Raw genomic sequence first — 21,817 nt, 5'->3', positions numbered from 1 at the left:
CAGCATTGCAGCACACATCGACAGAACCCGGCACCGATTTCCGAAACTAGACGCTCTCATTTGGTAAAAACCTCGAATTCCCCCTTGGAAACCGGACGAGTTGCACCCATCCTTAAACGGATCAAGGCACAGGAGGTTGCAGATGAACGTCCACGCCAAACCGCAATCCACAGGTTACGGCATTTCCATCGAGCCGCTCAAGGGGCGCGTCGCGATCTATCGAGATGACATGATGCTGGCCGAAAGCTCCAATGCGAAGGTCATGTACGAAACCCGGCTTGCGCCAACGATCTATTTTCCCCGCGAAGACGTGAAGGCCGATCTGAGCGACCCCAGTGAGTTGCAGACGTTTTGCCCGTTCAAGGGTACGGCCACCTATCGGGATATCAAAATTGCTGGCAAGCGGTTACCCAATTCAGTCTGGGCGTATGAGAACGCTTTGCCCGAAAGCGAGGGTATCGAAGGTCATTTCGGCTTCATGACCGATGCGTATACCCATATAGACCTGGGCGAAAACACCCTGCGCAAGCCAGCGGATGGCAATATCAGCGGCCCACTGATTGACTGGCTGATGCGGGGCGCTTCAGCCAATCTGACACCCGAAGATTTCACCAAGGCGCTGGCCGAAATGATGCTTGAGCACGGGATTTCCATTCAGCGCCTGGGCGTTTTGGTATGGTCGTTGCACCCGCTTATCGCCGGAAAGCACTATATCTGGGAAAAGGGCGAGGATGAGATTTCGACCTTTGCACCAACCTACGAAATCCACGACCACCCGGCCTATACCAACAGCCCGCTTCGGCACGTATCAAACGGCTTGGGCGGCGTGCGACAACGGCTGAACGATGATCATCCCGAAAACAGTTTTCCCATTCTGGAAGACCTGCGCGCCAAAGGCGCGACCGACTATGTTGCCATGCCCCTGCCATTTTCGGATGGTCGCACCAACGTTCTGACACTGACCTGCGATCACCCCAATGGCTTTACGACCGAAAATCTTGGTCTGGTTTTCGAATGTTCAGCGGTTATCGCGCGCTATTACGAAGTGTTCACCCAGCGCGAAAATGCGCAGGCTTTGCTGGAAACCTATGTGGGCAAAAGAACTGGCGCGCGGGTGCTGGGCGGTGAAATCCGGCGCGGCGACGGGGACGAGATCGACGCCGCAATCATGTTCTGCGACCTGCGAAACTCGACCTTGTTGGAGGAGCGTCTGGGGCGTTCGGCATATATCGCGATGCTGAACGAATTTTTCGAAACAGTATCCGGCATAATTCACGATCACGGCGGCGAAGTACTGAAATTCATTGGTGACGCTGTTTTGGCCGTCTTTCCGGCAGGCGAAGACCCGGCCGCTGCGCGTGGTCACGCACAACGATCAGCCATCGAAATTGTCGACAGGCTGGCCGAATTACGGGAAACCGGGTCAGATGAACACTGCGACTGCTCCATTGGCCTGGCATTTGGCCGGGTGACCTATGGCAATGTCGGCTCGCGCGAGCGTTTGGACTTTACCGTAATTGGACAAGCCGCAAACATTGCCGCACGACTGGGTGAATACGGAAAAACCGGCGGGCATCGAATTGTCGTTTCAGAAGATATCGAACCTGCCTGCTCGAATGCGGTATCTCTCGGACAGGTCCAGCTGCACAATGTAACCCAGCCCGTACATTGTTTCGCGCTACAAACAAATGCCGACAATCTGGAACCAACGCCTTAGCCGAGAGTGTCCGGCGCCCAACATCGTGCGCCAAAATACGATGCAAATCCGGCCCTAAACCGATGGCGGGGAGTGCCGGGAGTTATAGAGGCTTCACCTTAATTGCTCCGGGCTGACTATTTGCTCAGCCTGCCCCACCCAGAAGTATCAGAGCAGTTCTGGCCGGTGACACAGCAGAATTGATTGACGATATCTGGTCGCGCGCCAGATATGTATCGGTCAGCTTTTCAATGGCCGAGCTTTCGGTGAATTGCGACAGATCAGACGAATTGGTCAGGCCTGACAGCTTTGTCTTGAACACTTCCAGTTGCCTGTCGATATCCAGCTGCGCAAAGGCCGGCGGCAGGCCAAGCGCGGTCTCCATCATTCGGCGCAGCGGAGGAAGACCCATTAACTCAAACCACTTCTGGTCTTCGCTGCCGCCTTTTCCAGCCAGATCAGCCAGTGCATGCTGAGTGTACAAAGCGATCCGCATTGTTTCGTCTGTTTCCCCGACAGATGACTCGAACCGGGCGGTCAGGCTGTCCCGGGCGACAACTTCCATTTCGGTCACCAATCCCGTTCTCAGAACATCACCCGGTCCCAACCCAAATGCGGCCGAAAACTCGCGATACCTGCGGTCCGACAGTTTATTGGCCAATGCGTCGTCCGCATTTGTCCCGTCCTCCAGCACCTTGCGGATAAAGAAAGTGTTGTCGATATCCCCCTCCAGGCCGAAGGCACTCAGTGCGACACGCAACAACCTCCGATCCGATACCAGATCCTCTGCAGAGGTTACCGTTTGGATCTTGTTCAGAAAGTACTTTGTCTCTCGCTCAACCGAAGGAGATGCCGCAAAGGTCTCCAACTGGGCGTCATGTGTGCGCTGCAGGAAGCGCCAGCCGACCAAACCGCTGGCCGGTATGACGGGCTGATAGCTCATTGCCGGTATGCCATCAGGCGCTCTTCACGCGGCAACAAAGTTCGCAGAGCCTTCAGGCACTTGTAGTGGTGGTCCGCTATCAACGCCTCGGTCGCTTCGGTCAGCGCATGGCGGCTGTCGCGATCGCCAAAGATCTGGCTAAGTTCTTCGATATGCCGCAGCAGGGACAATCGTGTCGCCTCTGCATCGCTGTCCCCCGACAAGACCAGTTGTGTTGCGTAGCAGACCCTTCGCACCGGAGTCGTCGCTTCGTCAGGGTGGATTGCATCACGCAAGCGCAAAATGTTCGCATTCGGCGTCATCACCGCTAACCGCCCACGCCGGTCGCCGTTTTCGATGACTGCGCCGTTGATCAGGACACGTTCTTTCGGTGCCAGCTTGAGGACCAGTCCGCTCATCTCATGCACCTCCGCTACGCAGGCCACGCATGATGGCTGCATTGATTTCCAGCAACGGCAGAACATTGGCCTCGCGCCGAAGAACTTTACTAGTGTGTTCGTGGGTAAACTCTGACAGGAAAAAAAGCTGCGCACGCAGGTGATCGGTCAACCCGTTTTGCGCGTCCGCAACGTTTTTTGCAAAGACAGTCCACATGCGGGTGTTGTCATAAAGTGCTTCGACAAGTTCACCATAGGCAGGTTTGCCTTTTTTCATCGCAGCATGGATGCGGTGCGTGACACGCGAGATCGCTTCATACTCCATATTTCTCGGGGTTCGGATCGGGGTGGATGCGGCGGAATATGCCCGCCGTGCCTGGGATAGCGCGTTCACGTCGTGTCCTCATGATTGAAATTTCAGGAGAGGGAAAAGACCAGGGCGTTACCGCCCTGGTCATATGCCTTAACGGAACAGCGACAAGATCGACTGCGGCGCCTGGTTGGCGATGGAGAGCGATTGGGTCGCAAGCTGCTGCTGTACCTGCAGGGCCTGCAAACGGGCAGAGGTCTCCTCCATGTCGGCATCGACCAGCGAACCGATCCCCGATTTGAACGAATCCGACAGGTTCGAGATAAACTCTTTCTGCGTTTCGATACGCCCTTGTGCGGAACCAAAGGCCGCCGACGCATCGATCGACGTGTCGATCAGTGCCTCGACGGTGGCCAGCGCTGCGGTTGCGCCCGGCCCGGTTGACACGTCAATCCCCGCCATCGCACCAAGGCCGCCGGACCCCGCATTCACAAATTGCGCGGAAAACGAGATATCCGCACCTGTGTTATTGGAGATTGCCAGAGTGCCGGCAGTACCGGAATCGTATCCGACGGTCAGGCCGGTAATCCCCATTTCCTCGATCTTGGCTTTCAGGCCGACAGCAACGATATCCCCGGTGGTGGTCGCGGCAGCGTCCGCTGCGGTCACCGTGTAGGACACGGTCTGATCGTCGATTGCAACGACCACCTTGTCCCCGGCAGCAAACGCGCCGCTGGATTCATCCGTCACCAATGCGGTCGCCGAAGTTGCAGTGTCGGCAATAGTTGCCCCCACCCTGTCATTGCCAGTCGAAGACCCGGTCGATCCGTCAAACACGGCCTTGGTGACATAGCCGCCGGTAGACAGGTTCTGACCGGCGACGTTGATCGACGACGCCGTCACTGCGCCTGTGCTGTCCCGGTCCAGCGAAGCCAGAATTGATGCCGAACCGGCAGAGCCGTCCACGAGGTTCAGGCCGTTGAACTGAGCGGCACCCACAACTGATGCGATTTGATCCTTCAGCGCGCTCACATCCGTGTTGATTTTCGCGCGATCAACGTTGTCTTCCTGGGCCGCAACGATCTTGCCTTTCATTTGCGTCAGCAGATCGGTCACTGTTTCCGCAGCGTTGCGCGCAACCGCAACCGTCGATTCACCCAGACCCAGACTGTCCTTAATCGCCGTGAACCCTTTGACGTCCGACTCCATCACTTTGGAAATGGCCCAGACTGCAGAGTTATCCTTGGCAGTAGCCACATCCTTGCCGGTTGAAATGGCATTTTGAGTTGCCGTCAGGTTCTTGTTGACCGATTTCAGGGTTTGCAACGCCACCATCGCGCCATTGTTTGTCAGAATACTGGACATGATTTTCATCCTTTGCGTTAGGGTGTTTCAGGCACCCGTGTTCTACCCGTCCGGATGGACTGGAATTCGTGTCGTTCTGACCTTTGCGATCTACCTTGTCGGTTTTCGCGCCACCTGCGATTCCAGATGCAGGTTCATGTTTGGGCGCGATCTCCTAATGGAATGCTAAAGCTGACTGTTTGGAAAATTAGGATTTGAATCAAACCGATACTCATGCGCGCTTTTCCAGCTTTGGCTCGCGTCGCACGGCGTAGTTGCTGCGCTGCCCGGCAGCGTCGTACGTGCTTAACCCCTGGCGAACCTGCCGAAGCTCGGCCATCCGGCTTGCAACGGCTTTGATCCCTTCGGATGCACTTTTTAACAGGGCCTGATTCCGGTCGACCTTGTGTTGGAGCCGGATCAAATCTTCGGTTTCACGCACCTGAAGGTCCTTGACCGATGCGATCAGTTCCCCTTTCCGGGGCAGCATGTGATCCAGCTGATCCAGCTGGCCCTGGATGAGCGCAGCGCGCTCCATATCCAGCAACTCCTCAAGTGCCCGGATCAGTTCAACAGATTGTTCACGCGACATTGGCATCCTCCGTAAGCGCCCTGAAAAAAACTTCTGACAGGCCTACACCCCCGGACAAGGCCATTTGACGAGCCTGTTGCTGTACCAAAAGCGAAGAAAACTGCTCCTCTCCTACACCGCCACTGAATCCGGATGGTGCAGCGCCAAGGCCCGCAGACTTCAGAATTTCAGACAAAAATGTCGCCTCCAACTCAACTGCAGCTTTTCTGAGATTGGAAAAATCAACGCCTGTGGCGACTGGCGCGGGGGATACTGAAATCTTCATGACGCTCCTCGGAAGTTGCATAGAACTGTCCTGATAAATGATGAAAGCAGTTAAAAAATACGTAACTTCTACTGTGCAGGGTGGTGGCCAGATTTCTGGGATGTCCGATATGCCTGCATCAGTGAACACATTGCCTTCAACGCCGCTTCGAAGCCCGCAATCCGGATCCGATCTGGATGTCGGGCAGAGGTCAAAGCCCGAAAATCCCTTTGAAAATTTCGTGCGAGGTGGTTCTGAACCTTCGGTCCAGCCCGGGCACAGTGGGCCGACCCCCAAGGTACCGCATTCTGAAGATGGCAGCCCGAATCGGGAGGTCGATTCGGAGACTCCGATCAGCAGTGAGGAGCTCCCGGATCAACTTGACCCGATCGACCATCCGTTGCCGGACAAAAACGAAACGGTAAGTCTGCGGCGGAGCGACATCGAACCTTTCACTGCAAACAACAACCAATTGCCGCCCGGCGCACTTACCATCGACAAATCCCAAAGCGCCGATGATACTTTGGAAGCTGTCAGTCCCCCACCAAAAGCAGCCAGTGCGCCAACTCAATTCGAGTTGGTTAAATACGCATCAGATTCCCGTATCGACGCTGAGCCTCTGCAGGCATCAAGTCCGCAAATTGTCGATGGTGATAAACAGATCAATCCCGCCCATCTGAAAAACGTCGAAACGGCAATAATTCAGCATCGGTCGGCGGCTAAGACACCTGAAATGGAAGGTGCAATCACTGCGCCCGGGAGCCGGAAGCCAGATGCTGACATTCGGCTTCATCCATTGGCCAACACGCCCCCGGCCACTTTCACTGGACCGCCAGCCGGAAGTCCAAGGTTCGATACCGCGATGTCAACCGAACAAGATCAGGCTTTGGCCAACCCTGATTTCGCGATGGAACAAGAGGCCCCGGAAAGCGACATTGCCCTGCCCACCCACACCCGGGAAACCGGACAAGCCCCCTCCGGACAAGCTGGGCCTGTTCGCACTCCGGATGTGGCGCGCGCAATAGCCGGACAACTGTCGGCGGCCATTTCCGTTCGATCAGGATCAGACACAATTGAAGTCGCGTTAAATCCTCAGGAATTGGGACGTGTTTCGATAGCTCTGAGCGGACGTGACGATGGTATTGTCCTGAGCATTTCGGCCGAACGTCCGGAAACGCTGGATCTGATGCGGCGGCATGTTCTGGAACTGTCGTCCGAATTTCGCGAACTAGGATACAAAAACATATCTCTGGATTTCGGAATGCAGTCACAACAGCACCACGAGCGCCGTCGAGACCCGGCAGGTACTCTGGACCTCCCGGACAACCCGGATGATCCACAAGCAACTGACCTTCCAACCAAAATCGTCTCTCAGGGCGTTGACTTGAGGTATTGAACAATGATCACCCAAACCAGCACAGCGTTTTCGGTCGCTTCGGGCACCGCCAGTGCCGCAAAATCCGGCACGCCTTCAAAACTGACCTCGGATTTCGAGACCTTTCTGAAGATGTTGACTGCGCAAGCCAGGTATCAGGACCCTCTGGAGCCATTGGATTCAGCGCAATACGCGTCGCAACTGGCCCAGTTTTCCATGGTGGAGCAGCAGGTTCAGACGAACGAGTTCCTTTCTGGTCTGGCCGGAGCATTGGGTGGTGCTAACCTTAACGACCTGGCCGACTGGATCGGAATGAACGTACGGACAAACGCGCCTGTTCAATTTAACGGCACGCCCGTTACCTTGTTTCCGCAAACCGATGGCAAAGCGGACAAAGCAAACCTTGTCATACGAGATTCTGACGGGACGGTGGTGGATCGCGTTTCGATGCCGGTATCCGCATCATCCTTTGTCTGGGACGGGGCAGATGGATCAGGGGGGATTGTTCCAACAGGGCTTTACTCCCTTTCGGTCGAAAGTTTCTATCAAGGGGAGCTTTTGTCAGAAACGGCAGCCGCCACCTATGGCCGCGTAACCGAGGCGCAAATACTCGAGGGCAAAGTCACCCTGACGCTGGATGGCGGGCAGGTTGTATCGACCGAGGAAGTATCAGGCATTCGCACCGGGAGTTGATCTGGCAGGCAGGACAGGTCAAACCTTGGCCTGCTACGCCATCCCAATGATTGGAACGAATCCTGACCTCCGAAACACTGCCGCCAACTCATCTGATCGCGGAACTCAACACCAAGGGGCTTGTCAGCCCAAGTGAACGATTTGAAACGCTTTACGGTGGGCGTACCAATCGCGTCTGGAAAGTGCACGGTTCCGGTGGAGACAGGGTGTTGAAGCTCTATCGGACCAATTTTCAGAATCCGCTATTTCAAAACAACGCCGATCTGGAGGCAACCTGTCTGGAGGCATTCTCGACCGCAGGGTTTACGCCGCGTCTGCGCGCCTCGGGGCGCACCCACAACGACCGATGGGTTCTGTACGACCATGCACCCGGTGCGCCTTGGCAGGAAAATCCCGAGCCCGTTGCGCGCCTTTTGCGAAGGCTTCATTCCAGCCCGATTCATCTAAAGGCGCCGCTGGGTTGCAATGGCAGCAAGGATCTGGATGCACATGCACGGCAGATTCTAACCTTGTGCAAATCACGGCAACGCGCGGATTTGGAACGGCTGCGCCCGAACACCCATGTCGAACCACTGCCACAACGATGCATCATTCACGGGGATCCGGTGGCGGGCAACATTCTGGTCTCGGGCAGTCGCCTTACACTCATCGATTGGCAGTGCCCGGCCCTGGCGGACCCGTGCGAGGATGTGGCATTGTTTCTGTCGCCCTCCATGCAATGGCTTTACCGCGGAACCATATTGTCGGCAGAAGAAGAGAACCGTTTTCTTTCAGCTTACGAAGATCCGGAAATCACGCATCGTTATGGGGATCTGCGACGGTGGTACGCATGGCGTATGGCGGCCTATTGCCTTTGGCGCAGCGAAAATGGCGCCCCCGACTATGCCACAGGCTGTGCGCTAGAGACCGAAACGCTGCGCAATTAACATGGCTACAGATCAGCCAGCGCCATCATAGCATACGCTGGTGGCATCAGGATGCGACGTGCGCGACCGAACGGAATTCGGGACGGCAGACGGGTCAAAGGAACAGGCAGGTCAGCATCCTGTCCAAGCACCAAATGGGCCAGAGCACGACCGCAATAGGTTCCCATGGCCACTCCGTTACCGTGATAGGCCAGCCCCGCATATATGCCGGGTTGTCCTGGAACAGCTCCGACAAACGGCACCAGGTTGCGCGACAGGCAAACCAGACCAGACCACATATTCGTAACATCCACCCCAGCCCAGGCCGGAAACATATGTGCAAAATCCTTGCGCACCTTACGTCGGATCGCAGCTTCGGCGCCAGGTGACGAGAACAGCCCCCCGCGCATTCCAAAAAGGAACCGGCGATCAGGCATCAAACGGAAATAGTGAAGCAGATGCCGACTGTCATACGCCATCTGGTCCGATGTCCAACCCTGCGCCGTCAGTTCACCTTCGGTCAGCGGGCGCGTCACCATTACAGTGGATTGCGCAGGCATGTATCGGCCAGCCAACCATGGCGGCATATCCTCGCTTGAATATCCGTTTGTACAGATCAGAACCTGATCCGCCACCACTTGGCCAGCGGGCGTCGTGACCTCATGCCGTGCCCCCTTGCTTCCGATTGCAAGGGCCGCGCTTTTCTGAAACACCTTTGCGCCCGCGTCTATCGCCGCAGCGGCAACGCCGAACAGGTATTTTCGTGGGTTCAGGCCAAACCCGACAGGAAAACTGTAGCCACCATAAAACACGCCGCCAAATCCCAGTTTTGGCAGGTCGTCCGGCTCATGCAGCACCCCGAATTCATCCGCATTTCGCCGGAGATGGGCCATCGCGCGCGGCGAATGCGCCAGAACCGTCTCGCCATTTGAGTGCGTATCCGCATCGATACGGTTCTTCGTCAAAAGGTCTGCGACCAGAGCAACCGCATCAGTTTCCGCCTGCTCATATGCCTGAGTGGCAGCGTCGCCATAACGGCGACGCATCGTGGAAGAGGCCAGTTTCGAGCCACCAAGACAACAAAACCCGCCATTCCGCCCCGAGGCACCCCATCCCGGGGTTTCTGCTTCCAGCACGGCCACTGAGGCCCCAGCCTGCGCAAGATGAAGGGCCGCCGACATACCGGTGAAACCACCGCCGACAACGGCAACATCAACCTTCAAGTTGCCTTGTTGAACAGGCCAGTCTGGCGCCTCGACGGTTTCGTCCCACCAGCACCCCTGACGCGGACCAGACCCATAGGCGTAATCCGGATATATACGCCTCATGGCACAGGCACGACGGCTTGGGTCTCGCGCCGCTGCCGCACCATTGCTTCCGTCAGATTCTGCTGGTTCTGCAGAAGCACGGTGATGGGGATCAAAGGTAGTATTAATGAGACGATCATGACGGCAAATCTATACAGGTCTTAGATTTGATCAAGTTTTGCGTTTTCCGGTAACTCAGTTTATGATTTCACGAGGTGCAGAAGCTGGCAAGTCAAGCTCAAGCAGATCGGGGTAAACCTTTTGAATACGATCAAAGACATGGTGCCAAAAACAGAAACCAGAGAGAGCAAGCAACCGGCGCATGAACAGGTTTATCTGACCCTCAGATCACAAATTTTGTTCGGGGAAATGATCCCGGGGCAACCTGTCACTATTCAGGGGTTAGCAGATTCTCTTGGAGTGGGCATGACCCCTGTGCGCGAGGCGATCCGCCGCCTGATTTCGGACGGCGCGCTGGTATTTCAGGGAAACCGACGGGTGAGTGTACCGGTTCTGTCGAGCGCCGATGTTGAACAGTTAGTTTACGCAAGAAAGTCAATAGAATCAGAGCTTTCAAGGCGCGCAACGCTGAATATGACTTCTGCCGATATCGACAAGCTTGAAGGTATGGACCAACAATTGGACCAAGCGATTGCGGCAGGAGATGTGGAAGGATACCTGCGCTGGAATTATGCTTTTCATGCAGCGCTTTATGCCTATGCCGAGGCCCCTGTTCTCAGCGATCTGGCCGAGCGTTTGTGGCTCAGGTTTGGTCCTTCCCTTCGCGTCGTCTGCGGTCGTTTCGGGACACACAGCCTGCCCGATCTGCACAAAGACATCATATCAGCGCTGCGCAACCGAAACTCTGAGAAAGTAGCGCAGGCAATGGCGCAGGACGTCGAACAGGGGATGATGCTAATGGCTGATGCGCACGCAAAATCATCTGCCTGACGCGATTCGATTGACAGCTTTCAATTTGATCATATTGTAATTTCCAACCGCTTTCGCAGGAGATTCAGATGTCGTCCATCACCAATCACATGCCGACCGCAGAATTGCAGGCCCTGGATGCCGCACATCACATCCACCCCTTTTCCGCCAATGAGGCACTGGGCAAGGAAGGCGTGCGAGTCATCACCAGCGCCAGGGGCGTGTACCTAACAGACAGCGAAGGCGAGGAAATTCTGGACGCCATGGCGGGCCTGTGGTGCGTGAACATTGGTTATGGCCGGGACGAACTTGCGGATGCAGCCGCCCGGCAAATGCGCGAGCTTCCGTACTACAACACATTCTTCAAGACGACCCACGTGCCTGCCATCGCATTGGCCGACAAGATCGCCAGCCTTGCGCCGGATGACCTGAACCATGTCTTCTTTGCCGCCGGAGGGTCCGAAGCCAACGACACGAATATTCGTCTTGTCCGCACTTACTGGTCCATGAAGGGTCATCCCGAAAAATCGGTCATCATCAGCCGCAAGAACGCTTATCACGGATCGACTGTCGGCGCGGCTTCGCTGGGCGGAATGGTGCATATGCACGAACAGGGTGGCATGCCGATCCCGGATATTCACCACATCAACCAACCCAACTGGTGGGCCGAAGGCGGCGACATGTCACCTGAAGAGTTCGGCCTGGCCCGTGCGCGGGAACTGGAGGAGGCAATTCTGCAGCTGGGTGAAGACAGGGTTGCCGCCTTCATCGCCGAGCCGGTGCAGGGTGCGGGCGGCGTGATCGTCGCTCCGGACAGCTATTGGCCGGAAATTCAGCGGATCTGTGACAAGTACGATATCCTTCTTATTGCGGATGAAGTGATCTGCGGCTTTGGCCGGACGGGCAACTGGTTCGGCTCGCAGACCGTCGGGATCAAGCCGCATATCATGACCATCGCCAAAGGCTTGAGCTCGGGCTATGCACCGATCGGCGGGTCGGTCGTATGTGATGAAGTTGCAGAGGTGATCGGCAAGGGGGAATTCAACCACGGTTACACCTATTCGGGTCATCCGGTTGCGGCAGCCGTCGCACTGGAAAACCTGCGCATCCTCGAAGAGGAGAACATTATCGGTCATGTGCGTGATGTGGCGGCCCCATACTTAAAAGAGAAGTGGGAAGCTCTGACCGACCACCCGCTGGTTGGCGAGGCAAAGATCGCTGGCATGATGGCGTCGATTGCGCTGACACCCGACAAAGAAACCCGCGCCAAGTTCGCGTCTGACCCCGGCACTATCGGCAATATCTGCCGGGATCGCTGTTTCGCCAACAATCTGGTTATGCGCCATGTAGGCGACCGCATGATCATCTCACCGCCGTTGATCCTGACGCCAGATGACATAGACGAGATGATCCTGCGCATTCGCAAATCACTGGATGAGGCGCATGCAGAGATCATTGAGAAAGGGTTGATGAAAGCAGCATCATAAGATCGGCGCAGGACGCTTACCCGAACATTAGATTTCCACGGCGGGGCATGCCAGCATCCCCGCCGTCAACGCATCCGATCCAGCAATTTCAGAGAGGCATAACCGTCTGGCAGCAACCCCTGCGCCAACTGATAGGCGCGCACAGCATTCGTTGTCAGCGGGCCGATACGGCCATCAACGCTTTGGGTATCGTAACCGGCTTGTGTCAGACGCTTCTGCAGCTCTTTCTTTTCGGAAAAGCTTAGGGCGCGGTCACCCCGAGGCCATTCGGCCCTGAACGCGCCCTTGCCTGCCAGCCGGTCGGACAGATGACCGACCCCAATGACATAGGCATCCGCGCCGTTATAGTGCTCAAGCACCTTGAAATTGTCGAAAATCATCAGCGCAACGCCCTGACCACCCGCGGGCAGCAGGATCGATCCGCGGCCATGATCCGGAACAGACCCTCCATCCGGTTCACGTACCCCTAACGCGGCCCATTCAGACGGCATTAGGGTGTAATCCCGCCGTGCCATGGCATAGTCGAAATCATCCGGCAAAACGACCTCGACACCCCAGGGCTGCCCTTTTGTCCAACCGAATTGGGCCAGATAAGACGCCGTCGAGGCCAAAGCGTCCGTTGGATCATCCGACCACACATTGCGATGGCCGTCTTCATCAAAATCCACCGCGTATTCCAGATACGAAGTTGGCATGAACTGAGTATGCCCCATCGCACCCGCCCAACTGCCAATCATGTTGTCAGGTTGGACATCTCCGGCAGCCAGAATCTGCAACGCCGCCAAAAGCTGGGTTTCAAAAAACTGGGCACGGCGCCCTTCAAACGCCAGGGTTGCCAAAGACCGAATGGTCTCATTCCCGCCGCGATAGGTTCCGAACGAGGTTTCCAAACCCCAAATCGCTGTCACAACTTCTTTCTCGACGCCGTATTTCGCCTCAATCCGCTGCAGCGCGTCCTTATGCCGGTTGAGAGCATCTGATCCGTTGGCGACACGGTGCTTTGAAACAGCCGTGTCCAGATACTCCCAGATAGGCTTGGAAAACTCGGCCTGGTTCCTGTCGAGATCGATGACCTTGGAGTCGTATGTTACGTTCGATAAGGCACGGTCCAACACAGCCGGTGACAATCCCTGTTCGAGCGCGCGTTTTCTGAAGGCGCGTGTCCAAGCCTGAAATCTGGCATTCGATCCGCTGGCCGTCATCTTATGTACCTTGTCCGATGGGCGCGGCACGGGTCGGACAGATACGAATAGATCAGCCGACGCCGTTCTGAAACTATCTGACGCGTGTTTGTTTTGTGCCCCGGTCGAGGCGTCTGAAATGTCCGCGTGCACAGTGGATGCCCACAATGCAGCGGCCATTAGGCCACTTACGCATATACGCATTCCGGTTTTCCTGATTACTGCTCAACCACAAGGATATCGCAGTTTGCGGATTTTACAAAGCGCTCAGGTCCCGACCTCGCGATCTTTTGCTTCCTGTTCAGCCCGGACACGGGCCAGCGCCTGTCGCAACAGGGGTACACGGTTGGGCCGAAAGCTCTCATCAGTGACGGACATTCCCTGCATCCGGTCCAGTCTGAACACACGGAAATCCTTGCGCAAATGACACCAGCTCAACAGAACGCTGGCGCGATCCATGTAGACGATGCTGAGTGGATTGACTCGGCGGACCGTACCCTCGCCCTTTGCATCGGTATAGGCAAATTCCACCGCACGTTCGTCCCATGTTGCCTGCCGCAAGGCGGCCACTTCGATTGACGGAGATATCGGGCGGTCAAACCGGGTCGCGGTAAGAACCGCATGGCTGAGACGGTGAGACTGGCGCTGAGGCAACCGCCCCTGCAGCTTGCGCAAGGCGGCGCTGGCTGCGTCGGACAGGGCGGGGTCACCAATCAACTGCACCTCTCGCAACCCAAGCACAAGGGCCTCCAGCTCGTCATCGGTAAAGCCAAGGGGAGGCAGGGTCGCATCCTCGATCAGAGTAAATCCGAACCCAGCCTCTCCATCGATCACGGCGCCCAAGCCGCGCAGGGCGTTGATATCCCTGTGGATCGTGCGTGGGGACACCCCCAGATCCTGCGCAAGCTCTGCCGACGTTCTGGGCGAAGGGCCAGAGCGCAGGGCTTGCATAAGTTGGAACAGGCGGGCGGTGCGGGACATGACGTAGCCTAACCTAAACCTGATGACAGAAACTGTCATCAGGCGAGATTACATTGGATGCATCCCCACGATGGAGCCCAAAATGCTGACCCTACTGACCTACCCTTCCGCCTTTGGCCTGTTCAGCGCCAGCCCGTTCTGCGTCAAGGCTGCTTACATGCTGCAACTCTCGGGCCAAAGGTGGCAACGATCCGATCTGCTGGACCCGCGTAAGATGCCACACCGGAAACTACCGGTACTGCGCACGCCGGAACGGCTGGTTCCGGACAGCGACACCATCCGCAATTGGCTGGAAGCGCAGGGGACCGAGTTCGACAAGGGTCTGAGCGACATGCAAAAGGGTCAGTCCCGCGCCCTTATCCGCATGGCCGAAGAGCACCTGTATTTCCAGATCGTTCTGGATCGCTGGGGCAATGACGAAGTATGGCCGATATTGCGCGACACATTCTTTAATGAGGTGCCCGGGCTGATCCGCAGGCCGGTGACCAATGCAATCCGCAAATCCGTTCTCAAGGGGCTGGAGGCGCAGGGGGTGTCCCGTTTTGCTGAGGCCGAGCGTATGGACCGTATCGAACGCGACCTTGAGGCGATATCGGCATTCCTGTGGCACGCGCCATTTCTGATGGGCGAGCGGCCAACCTCGGCTGACCTCAGCGTTGGTCCCATGCTGGCGGCCATGCGGTCCACCCCGGCAAAAACACCGCTGACCGAACGGATCAAAAGCGATAGGCTCCTTAGTGATTACATCGACCGGATGGACAATGCGATATCCTTGCCATGAGACCTTTTGACGATCCGGCAGTCGAGGCAGTGTTCGACGGGTTTTCCCCCGACACCCGCGCAGGCGTCATGGCCTTGCGCGACCTGATCCTCGATACTGCTGACACATTGCCCAGCGCACAGCCATTGCAGGAGGCGTTGCGCTGGGGACAGCCGGCCTATCTGGCCCCGCGCGGGTCCACCATTCGGTTGGGCACCCACAAATCCGCGCCCTTTGCCCTGTTCGTGCACTGTCAAAGCCGTCTGATGGGGGACTTCACATCGGCTTTTCCGAATGAAGACCGGATCGACGGCAGCCGCGCAATCCTGTTCGACAGTCCGGGACAGATAGATGAAACGCGCCACGGCTGGCTGATTGCCCGTGCGCTGACCTATCACCTCTGACGGCGCTTACGCTCGATCTTGCGTTTGATCTTGTCCTTCTTGCGTCGGGACGACATGGCCTTGCGTTTAGGTGCACGGCCAGCAGGGCCGCGGCTGCGCGGCAGGGTTTGATCGTCTATGGACAGCAATTCCAGTTCCAACCCACCAGTTACAGGCACCGCTTCGGTTAGGCGCACAGTCACGCGCTGACCAATGCCGATGACCATACCGGTATCCGAGCCCATCAGCGTTCCGGCCTCACGGTCAAAATGGAAATACTCACGGCCCAAAGACCGGACCGGCACCAGACCGTCCGCGCCGGTTTCGTCCATTTTCACAAACACGCCAAACCGGGCGATGCCGCTGATCCGGCCCGTGAACTCATTGCCGACCCGCTCACTCAGATAAGCTGCCAGATAGCGATCGGTCGTATCCCGCTCGGCCATCATCGAGCGGCGTTCGGTATCCGAAATGTGGTTCGCGGTTTCTTCCATCCGGTCGATTTCGTCCCCGGTCAACCCATCGTCGCCCCACCCATGGGCGGTGATCAGTGCGCGGTGCACGATCAGGTCGGAATAGCGGCGGATGGGAGAGGTGAAATGCGCATAGTTACGCAGCGCCAACCCGAAATGACCGAAGTTCTCGGGGCTGTAATAGGCCTGCGCCATCGACCGCAGCGTGCTTAGGTTGATCAGTTCCGCATCCTCTGTTCCCGCCGCGGCATTCAGAAGCGCATTCAGGTGGCGCGTTTGCAGGACCTGCCCCTTGGCCAGATTCAGTCCGGCCGCCTGTGCCGTTTCCCGCAGGCTTTCCAACTTCTCCGGCGCAGGTTCTTCGTGCACGCGGAACAGCAGCGGGCGCCGCTTGGCGATCAGCGTCTCGGCCGCGGCGACATTGGCGAGGACCATGAACTCTTCAATCAGACGATGGGCATCCAGTCGCTCGCGAAAGGCCACACTTTCGACATGTCCTTTTTCACTCAGGACAATCTTGCGCTCGGGCAGGTCCAGATCCAGCGGCTGCCGCGCCTCTCGCGCCATTTTCAGCGCGTTGTATGCCGCATAGAGCGGTTTCAGAACACTCTCCAGCAGCGGCCCGGTTCTGTCGTTGGGATTTCCGTCGATGGCGTCTTGCACTTCGGCATAATGCAGGGACGCGGCAGAACGCATCAGACCACGTACGAACCGATGGCCAATCTTGTTGCCCTCGGCATCGATCTCCATCCGAACGGCAATACAGGCGCGCGGCACGCCTTCGTGCAACGAGCACAAATCGCCAGACAACCGATCCGGCAACATCGGCACGACCCGATCCGGAAAATAGCTGGAATTTCCACGCTTGCGCGCCTCGCGGTCCAATGCCGTGCCGGGGCGCACATAGGCGGCCACATCAGCGATGGCCACCCAGATCACATGCCCTCCGGGGTTTTTCGGATCATCGTCGGAATGGGCAAAACAGGCGTCGTCATGGTCCCGCGCATCCGAGGGATCGATGGTCAGCAATGGCATGTCGCGCAAATCCTCGCGCCCGGATAGGCCGACAGGTTTGGCATTGTCCGCTTCGTCAATCACCTTGTCCGGGAAATCGTCGGGGATGCCGTGTTGGTGAATGGCAATAAGCGAAACAGCTTTGGGCGCAGAGGGGTCGCCCAGCCGCTCGACGATACGGGCGCGCGGCAGGCCCATGCGGTTTTTCGGCCCCGCCTGTTCGGCCTCGACCAACTCACCATCTTTTGCGCCGTGCACCGCCCCGTCATGTACCAGCCACTCGGTCGAACCGGCTTTGTCGATGGGTACGATCCGTCCACCTTCTGCCCCTTTGCGAAAGACGCCGACAATGCGGCGGGGGTTGGCCCCGATGCGGCGGATCAGCCGAGCCTCGTAATTGTGATCCTCTTCATGCACCAGCGTCAGCCGCGCAAGGATGCGATCTCCCTCACCCAGCGCCGGATCGCTGGCGCGCGGAATAATCAGCACGACCGGCTCGACCCCTTCGCCGTGCCATTCCAGCGGGCGCGCAAACAGGTCGCCATCAGCGTTGGGTGCCTTGACCTGCAACACGCTGACTGGCGGCAGTCGATCCGGGTCGCGATAGCTGCGCTTGCGCTTCTCAAGATGCCCCTCGGCCTCAAGTTCCTTGAGGATACGCTTGAGGTCGATCCGGTCCGCGCCCTTGATACCAAAGGCTTTGGCGATATCGCGCTTCGAGGTCAGGGTTGGGTTCGCCGAGATCCAGTCAAGGACCTCCTGCTTGGTGGGGATGCGTGTCATGCTTCCGCCCTAGCACGGCGACAGGACGGCGTCATGATCAAAAACGGTGGCGGCGATCAGCGCCGGGACGAGGATTGTAAATCCGCGACTGTATCCACGTCCCGCAACTGATCGATGAACGCCACCCGGCTGCCGGGGATCGAGGCCAGCGTATCCGCCAGCGCATATTCCGTAGACCAGCGCACGTCGTGAAACAGATCTGTGGGCAACGCGCGATAGCGTTGCGCGCCCACCAGCCAGTAACCCCCATCAGGGGCGGGGCCAAACACCATCTGTGACCGGCCAAGTTCCCTGAACGCCTGCCAGACATGCCGTCGACCAATTCCGGGAATGTCGGCCCCGATTAGACAAACAGGCCCCTTCGGCATTTGCCGCAACATCCGCCCCATTCTTTGCCCAAGGTCGCCGTTGCCTTGCGCCGCGCGCGGCAGGTCAACAGGCCAAACCCGGCTGCAAAGGCCCTGACGGTCCGGCGACACCGCAAGCACGATCTGCCAGCGCGGGTCGCGCAACCGGCGGATCAACGAACGTGTTTGATGCCGGAACCACCATGCCGCGCCGACCATGCCAATATCACGCCCTAGCCGCGTCTTGACCCTACCTGGACGCGGTTCCTTGACCATGATGACCAGAGTTCGCCGCATGGATCAGGCGAAATAGTCCCGGAGAATGCGGGAATAAACCGCTTTGAGCTGATGAACATGATCAGTTTCGACACATTCATCGACCTGATGCATGGTGCGCCCGACCAGGCCGAACTCAACCACCGGGCAATGATCCTTGATGAATCGGGCATCGGAGGTGCCGCCGGTTGTAGACAGCTCCGGCGTCACGCCGGTTTCCGCTTCGACTGCGCGAGCAACCAGATCCGAAAGTGCCCCGGGGGGCGTCAAAAAGCTTTCACCGGATATCTTGATCCGTGTTTCAACTTCGACACCGAATTCTTTGGCGACCCTGTCAGCTTCGGCTTGCAGCCACCGGCTGAGGCTGGCGCCCGAATGCAGGTCATTGAAACGTATGTTCACTGCGCCCCGGCTCTGCGCGGGAATGACGTTCGTCGCGGAATTGCCGGTGTCGATATTGACGATAGCAAGAGTCGACGCGTCGAAATGATCGGTTCCCTGATCCAGCTCATGACTCGCCAGCCGATCCATCAGTCGGGCCATTGCCGGCAAGGGGTTTTTGGCACGGTGAGGATAGGCCGAATGGCCTTGCACACCCGTAATTGTAAACCATGCGGTCATCGAGCCCCGGCGGCCGATCTTTATCATCTCACCCATCCGCTCGGGGCAGGTCGGCTCTCCTACCAAGCAAAACGACATTCGCTCATCCGCGCGTTCCATGTAATCGAGCAAAGCGGTCGTGCCATCCAGCGCATCACCTTCTTCATCGCCGGTGATCGCCAGAATGATTGCTCCGTCTGGCGGGGTGCCCCGAACAAACTCCATCGCGGCGGCGGTAAATGCAGCCACCCCGGATTTCATGTCTGTCGCGCCGCGACCGAACAGGACACCGTCCTTAACCTCAGCGCCAAAAGGATCGACGCTCCACGCCGCTTCATCGCCAACCGGCACTACATCGGTATGACCATTGAACCCAAAACTCCGGTCATGACCCTTTTTTCCCCAACGGGCGAAAAGATTGCAGACCTTTCCCCGATCCGCGCGGGTGCATTCAAAACCGGCTTCCGACAGAACGCGCTCTAAAAGAACCAACGCCCCGCCCTCTTCAGGTGTGACCGATGGGCAACGGATCAGGTCGGCGGTCAATTGCACAGGATCGGTCATGGCGGATGTCGCTTTCTTTGCTTTGGCCCGGTTCGCGCACAGATTCAACGAATTGCATCGATTGCCAACCCCATTTGCGCAATTTCATACATTCGACTTTGGCGCCTGGCCCACCATACCGCCCTTCAAAACATTCCACTTTCCCCTGCGGCGAGCTTGCCGTTTCGTACGAATCTGCGTTAGAGGGCCGCGAAACAGGTAAATCGGCCACGATGCGTGCATTCATTGCCTCTCTCTGCCTGACTTTCGCCGTTCTTGCACAGCAAAGCCAGGCCCAGTCTCTGACGGTTACGACCGTCACACGCCCCCCGTTTTCTTATGTCGAAGACGGGGCTCAGTCCGGCTTTTCCATGGACTTGCTGGAGGCGCTCTCGGACTCTCTGGGATGGGACTATTCGGTCCGCAGGGTCGATGGCTTCGCGGACATGCTTGATATGGTGCGGGATGGCACTGCCGATCTGGCAATCGCCAATATCTCGATCACCGCCATGCGCGAAACCCAGATGGATTTCAGCCAACCGATCTTTGAATCGGGCCTGCAGATCATGGTGCCGTCCGATGCCGCACGCAGCCCGTCCCTATTGAACGCGTTGCTGTCACGTGAATTGTTCATCGCAATCGGACTGGCTTTTGGCATCTTGTTCAGTGGCGGGATGCTGATGTGGTATTTCGAACGTCGCGCACAGCCCTATTTCGACCGGACCCTGAACGAGGCCTGGTTTCCGTCTTTCTGGTGGGCACTGAACCTAGTCGTAAACGGCGGGTTTGAGGAACGGGTACCCCGGACAGCCTTCGGCAGATTGTTCGGAGTCGTTCTGGTGATTTCGTCCCTGTTCATCGTCTCGGTCTTCACGGCCAATATCACGTCGGTCATGACGGTCGACGCGATCACCAGCAACGTCAACTCTGTCAACGATCTGTATGGCAAGCGGGTCGGAACGATTTCGGGTTCAACGGCGGCAAATTTTCTGGATCGCCGTGAAGTTCAGTATAGCGGCTTTACGGGGCTGGAGGAGATGTTGGTTGCGTTCAGAGCCGAAGAACTGGACGCCGTCGTTTTTGATGCGCCAATCCTGTCCTATTTTGCATCCCATGAAGGACGTAACATCGCCACCATGACCGGAGGTGTTTTCCTACGCGAAAACTACGGGATTGCCTTCCCGACGGGTTCACCCCTAGTCGAGGATGTCAATCAGGCGCTATTGGCGCTGCGCGAAAACGGCACCTATGACGAGATTTACCGAAAATGGTTCGGAGTGCGCAACTGACCGTCAGTTCGGATCGCCTTCGTCAAAGAATGGCGTCATCTGAGCGACGATAACCGCGTTTTCATCCAGCGCGCGTTGCATCAGGGCGCGCTCTTCCTCACCAATGTCATGCCCGGCATCCTCGCGTTCCTGCAAGGTGCCGTAACCTGTCACATCCAACGGCGCTGTATCGGCCTGTTTGAGGATGGCCACGGTTTCGCGCACGGCTTCCGCCTCGTCCACGCCACTGGCGTAACACATCAATGCAGCACCCGTCGCATCGCCGGGCAAGCCGTCACCGTCTTTGCGGCCGATCTGAACCAACAGGGTAAAAACCTGTTGCCGTGAAGGTTTCTTTTTTTCCATGGCGCTGCCATACGCGCGGGACCTGAACCGGTCAACCAAATCCCGCAAAATTGCAATCGGTCCGGCATTCTCGTGTGAAACCGGTCCAATCGCCAGGCCAAACCGGACAGCCCGAATCACATCTGGCACTCTGGTCCGGCAAAATTAATTTGCCACTTCTTTTCAAAATTGATGCCATTCCGGGCGTTTAGCCCAAAAGTTGAAATCGGCAGATATTGGCGCATCGCCTTGTTTGTCGTGAGCCAACTTTGGCGCATGAAGATGCCCCCTCAACGTTTCGTTGCAGCTCGCGCGGCGCAGAATGGACACTGACCGGATTAGATAACCATCATTAAACATAAAGGAAAGAAAATGAGCACCCTGTCAAAATTTCTTACAATTTGTGCGAGTTTAATGGCGCTGGCGCTTGCCCCTGTGACAACTGTCCTGGCCGTACTTTATGCCGATGCTGCCTATGCTGAAGACGTCGGTGAAGGCGGTGAAGGCGAAGGCGAAGGCGAAGGCGAAGGCGAAGGTGAAGGTGAAGGCGAAGGCGAAGGCGAAGGCGAAGGCGAAGGCGAAGGCGAAGGCGAAGGCGAAGGCGAAGGCGAAGGCGAAGGCGAAGGCGAAGGCGAAGGCGAAGGCGAAGGCGAAGGCGAA

General features: G+C 57.4%; 24 protein-coding genes. 10 read left to right on the top strand and 14 right to left on the bottom strand.

The features are described 5' to 3' along the window. Positions 1-142 precede the first annotated feature (142 nt). Positions 143-1,717 (top strand): DUF427 domain-containing protein, encoded by a 1,575-nt coding sequence (locus tag ACR0NW_RS19685; RefSeq protein WP_480452289.1) that lies wholly within the window; start codon positions 143-145, stop codon positions 1,715-1,717. 124 nt (positions 1,718-1,841) lie between these two features. Here ACR0NW_RS19685 and ACR0NW_RS19680 read toward each other — a convergent pair whose 3' ends face one another. From ACR0NW_RS19680 to ACR0NW_RS19655, 6 genes are all read right to left on the bottom strand, one after another. After that, entirely contained in the window at positions 1,842-2,639 is a 798-nt protein-coding gene (locus ACR0NW_RS19680; RefSeq protein ID WP_480452287.1) for a DUF1217 domain-containing protein, read from the bottom strand. After that, positions 2,636-3,037: a flagellar biosynthesis repressor FlbT gene (gene flbT, locus ACR0NW_RS19675; RefSeq protein ID WP_480452286.1), complete on the bottom strand. Its 402-nt coding sequence runs from the start codon at positions 3,035-3,037 to the stop codon at positions 2,636-2,638. Before flbT ends, ACR0NW_RS19680 begins: the two co-directional genes overlap by 4 nt. 1 nt (position 3,038) lies before the next feature. After that, positions 3,039-3,410, bottom strand: a complete 372-nt coding sequence (gene flaF, locus ACR0NW_RS19670; RefSeq protein ID WP_480452284.1) for a flagellar biosynthesis regulator FlaF — start codon at positions 3,408-3,410, stop codon at positions 3,039-3,041. Positions 3,411-3,479: 69 nt separating this feature from the next. Beyond that, positions 3,480-4,691 carry a flagellin gene (locus tag ACR0NW_RS19665; protein WP_170656077.1) on the bottom strand — a complete coding sequence of 404 codons (1,212 nt, stop codon included), beginning with the start codon at positions 4,689-4,691 and terminating at the stop codon, positions 3,480-3,482. Positions 4,692-4,902: 211 nt separating this feature from the next. Further along, the gene (locus ACR0NW_RS19660) at positions 4,903-5,262 is read right to left on the bottom strand and encodes a flagellar biosynthesis protein FlgN (RefSeq protein WP_480452283.1); all 360 of its coding nucleotides are present in this window, start codon (positions 5,260-5,262) and stop codon (positions 4,903-4,905) included. Continuing rightward, entirely contained in the window at positions 5,252-5,656 is a 405-nt protein-coding gene (locus tag ACR0NW_RS19655; RefSeq protein ID WP_480452282.1) for a rod-binding protein, read from the bottom strand. Before ACR0NW_RS19655 ends, ACR0NW_RS19660 begins: the two co-directional genes overlap by 11 nt. Positions 5,657-6,368: 712 nt before the next feature. Here ACR0NW_RS19655 and fliK point away from each other — a divergent pair. From fliK to ACR0NW_RS19640, 3 genes are read left to right on the top strand one after another with little or no spacing between them, the layout of a single operon-like run. After that, the gene (gene fliK, locus ACR0NW_RS19650) at positions 6,369-6,902 is read left to right on the top strand and encodes a flagellar hook-length control protein FliK (RefSeq protein WP_480452280.1); all 534 of its coding nucleotides are present in this window, start codon (positions 6,369-6,371) and stop codon (positions 6,900-6,902) included. Positions 6,903-6,905: 3 nt separating this feature from the next. Next, positions 6,906-7,574, top strand: a complete 669-nt coding sequence (locus ACR0NW_RS19645; RefSeq protein ID WP_480452279.1) for a flagellar hook capping FlgD N-terminal domain-containing protein — start codon at positions 6,906-6,908, stop codon at positions 7,572-7,574. Between the two features lie 50 nt (positions 7,575-7,624). Then, positions 7,625-8,500 (top strand): phosphotransferase, encoded by an 876-nt coding sequence (locus ACR0NW_RS19640; RefSeq protein ID WP_480452277.1) that lies wholly within the window; start codon positions 7,625-7,627, stop codon positions 8,498-8,500. A 5-nt stretch (positions 8,501-8,505) separates the two neighbouring features. Here the strand turns inward: ACR0NW_RS19640 and ACR0NW_RS19635 are convergent, their stop codons facing one another. Further along, on the bottom strand, positions 8,506-9,807 hold the full coding sequence (locus ACR0NW_RS19635; protein WP_480452276.1) for an NAD(P)/FAD-dependent oxidoreductase: 1,302 nt from the start codon (positions 9,805-9,807) through the stop codon (positions 8,506-8,508). Positions 9,808-10,065: 258 nt separating this feature from the next. On the opposite strand from ACR0NW_RS19635, the gene ACR0NW_RS19630 reads away from it, so the two are divergent. Both ACR0NW_RS19630 and ACR0NW_RS19625 read left to right on the top strand, forming a co-directional pair. Beyond that, positions 10,066-10,737, top strand: a complete 672-nt coding sequence (locus tag ACR0NW_RS19630) for a GntR family transcriptional regulator (RefSeq protein WP_480452454.1) — start codon at positions 10,066-10,068, stop codon at positions 10,735-10,737. A gap of 68 nt (positions 10,738-10,805) precedes the next feature. Beyond that, a complete protein-coding gene (locus ACR0NW_RS19625; RefSeq protein WP_480452274.1) occupies positions 10,806-12,203 on the top strand; it encodes an aspartate aminotransferase family protein in 1,398 nt (465 codons plus the stop codon). Between the two features lie 65 nt (positions 12,204-12,268). Here ACR0NW_RS19625 and ACR0NW_RS19620 read toward each other — a convergent pair whose 3' ends face one another. Beyond that, positions 12,269-13,588, bottom strand: coding sequence for a lytic murein transglycosylase (locus ACR0NW_RS19620; RefSeq protein ID WP_480452271.1), 1,320 nt, complete (start codon positions 13,586-13,588; stop codon positions 12,269-12,271). Between the two features lie 63 nt (positions 13,589-13,651). After that, on the bottom strand, positions 13,652-14,365 hold the full coding sequence (locus ACR0NW_RS19615; protein WP_480452270.1) for a helix-turn-helix transcriptional regulator: 714 nt from the start codon (positions 14,363-14,365) through the stop codon (positions 13,652-13,654). A gap of 82 nt (positions 14,366-14,447) precedes the next feature. On the opposite strand from ACR0NW_RS19615, the gene ACR0NW_RS19610 reads away from it, so the two are divergent. Further along, entirely contained in the window at positions 14,448-15,146 is a 699-nt protein-coding gene (locus ACR0NW_RS19610) for a glutathione S-transferase family protein (protein WP_170656096.1), read from the top strand. After that, positions 15,143-15,529 (top strand): DUF1801 domain-containing protein, encoded by a 387-nt coding sequence (locus ACR0NW_RS19605; protein WP_480452267.1) that lies wholly within the window; start codon positions 15,143-15,145, stop codon positions 15,527-15,529. The genes ACR0NW_RS19610 and ACR0NW_RS19605 overlap by 4 nt, the downstream gene beginning before the upstream one ends. Here the strand turns inward: ACR0NW_RS19605 and rnr are convergent. From rnr to dapE, 3 genes are read right to left on the bottom strand one after another with little or no spacing between them, the layout of a single operon-like run. Further along, on the bottom strand, positions 15,520-17,778 hold the full coding sequence (rnr, locus tag ACR0NW_RS19600; protein WP_480452265.1) for a ribonuclease R: 2,259 nt from the start codon (positions 17,776-17,778) through the stop codon (positions 15,520-15,522). The genes ACR0NW_RS19605 and rnr overlap by 10 nt on opposite strands. A 56-nt stretch (positions 17,779-17,834) precedes the next feature. Then, on the bottom strand, positions 17,835-18,422 hold the full coding sequence (locus tag ACR0NW_RS19595; RefSeq protein WP_480452262.1) for a TIGR04282 family arsenosugar biosynthesis glycosyltransferase: 588 nt from the start codon (positions 18,420-18,422) through the stop codon (positions 17,835-17,837). Between the two features lie 3 nt (positions 18,423-18,425). Then, entirely contained in the window at positions 18,426-19,565 is a 1,140-nt protein-coding gene (gene dapE, locus ACR0NW_RS19590) for a succinyl-diaminopimelate desuccinylase (protein ID WP_480452260.1), read from the bottom strand. 212 nt (positions 19,566-19,777) lie between these two features. Here dapE and ACR0NW_RS19585 point away from each other — a divergent pair, with 212 nt between their 5' ends. Next, a complete protein-coding gene (locus ACR0NW_RS19585) occupies positions 19,778-20,833 on the top strand; it encodes a transporter substrate-binding domain-containing protein (protein WP_480452258.1) in 1,056 nt (351 codons plus the stop codon). 3 nt (positions 20,834-20,836) lie between these two features. Here the strand turns inward: ACR0NW_RS19585 and ACR0NW_RS19580 are convergent, their stop codons facing one another. Together ACR0NW_RS19580 and ACR0NW_RS19575 are read right to left on the bottom strand one after the other, a co-directional pair. Beyond that, positions 20,837-21,178 (bottom strand): hypothetical protein, encoded by a 342-nt coding sequence (locus ACR0NW_RS19580; protein ID WP_170656130.1) that lies wholly within the window; start codon positions 21,176-21,178, stop codon positions 20,837-20,839. A gap of 116 nt (positions 21,179-21,294) precedes the next feature. Then, positions 21,295-21,435, bottom strand: a complete 141-nt coding sequence (locus tag ACR0NW_RS19575) for a hypothetical protein (RefSeq protein WP_170656108.1) — start codon at positions 21,433-21,435, stop codon at positions 21,295-21,297. Between the two features lie 94 nt (positions 21,436-21,529). Between ACR0NW_RS19575 and ACR0NW_RS19570 the strand changes: the two genes are divergently transcribed. Further along, positions 21,530-21,817, top strand: a 288-nt coding sequence (locus ACR0NW_RS19570) for a hypothetical protein (RefSeq protein WP_480791897.1), incomplete at its 3' end; no start/stop codon positions are given.

This window comes from Ruegeria sp. CF5 (assembly GCF_056537325.1).
The sequence above is the reverse complement of the archived record's forward strand: the minus strand, read 5'-3'. Positions and strand labels throughout refer to the sequence as shown.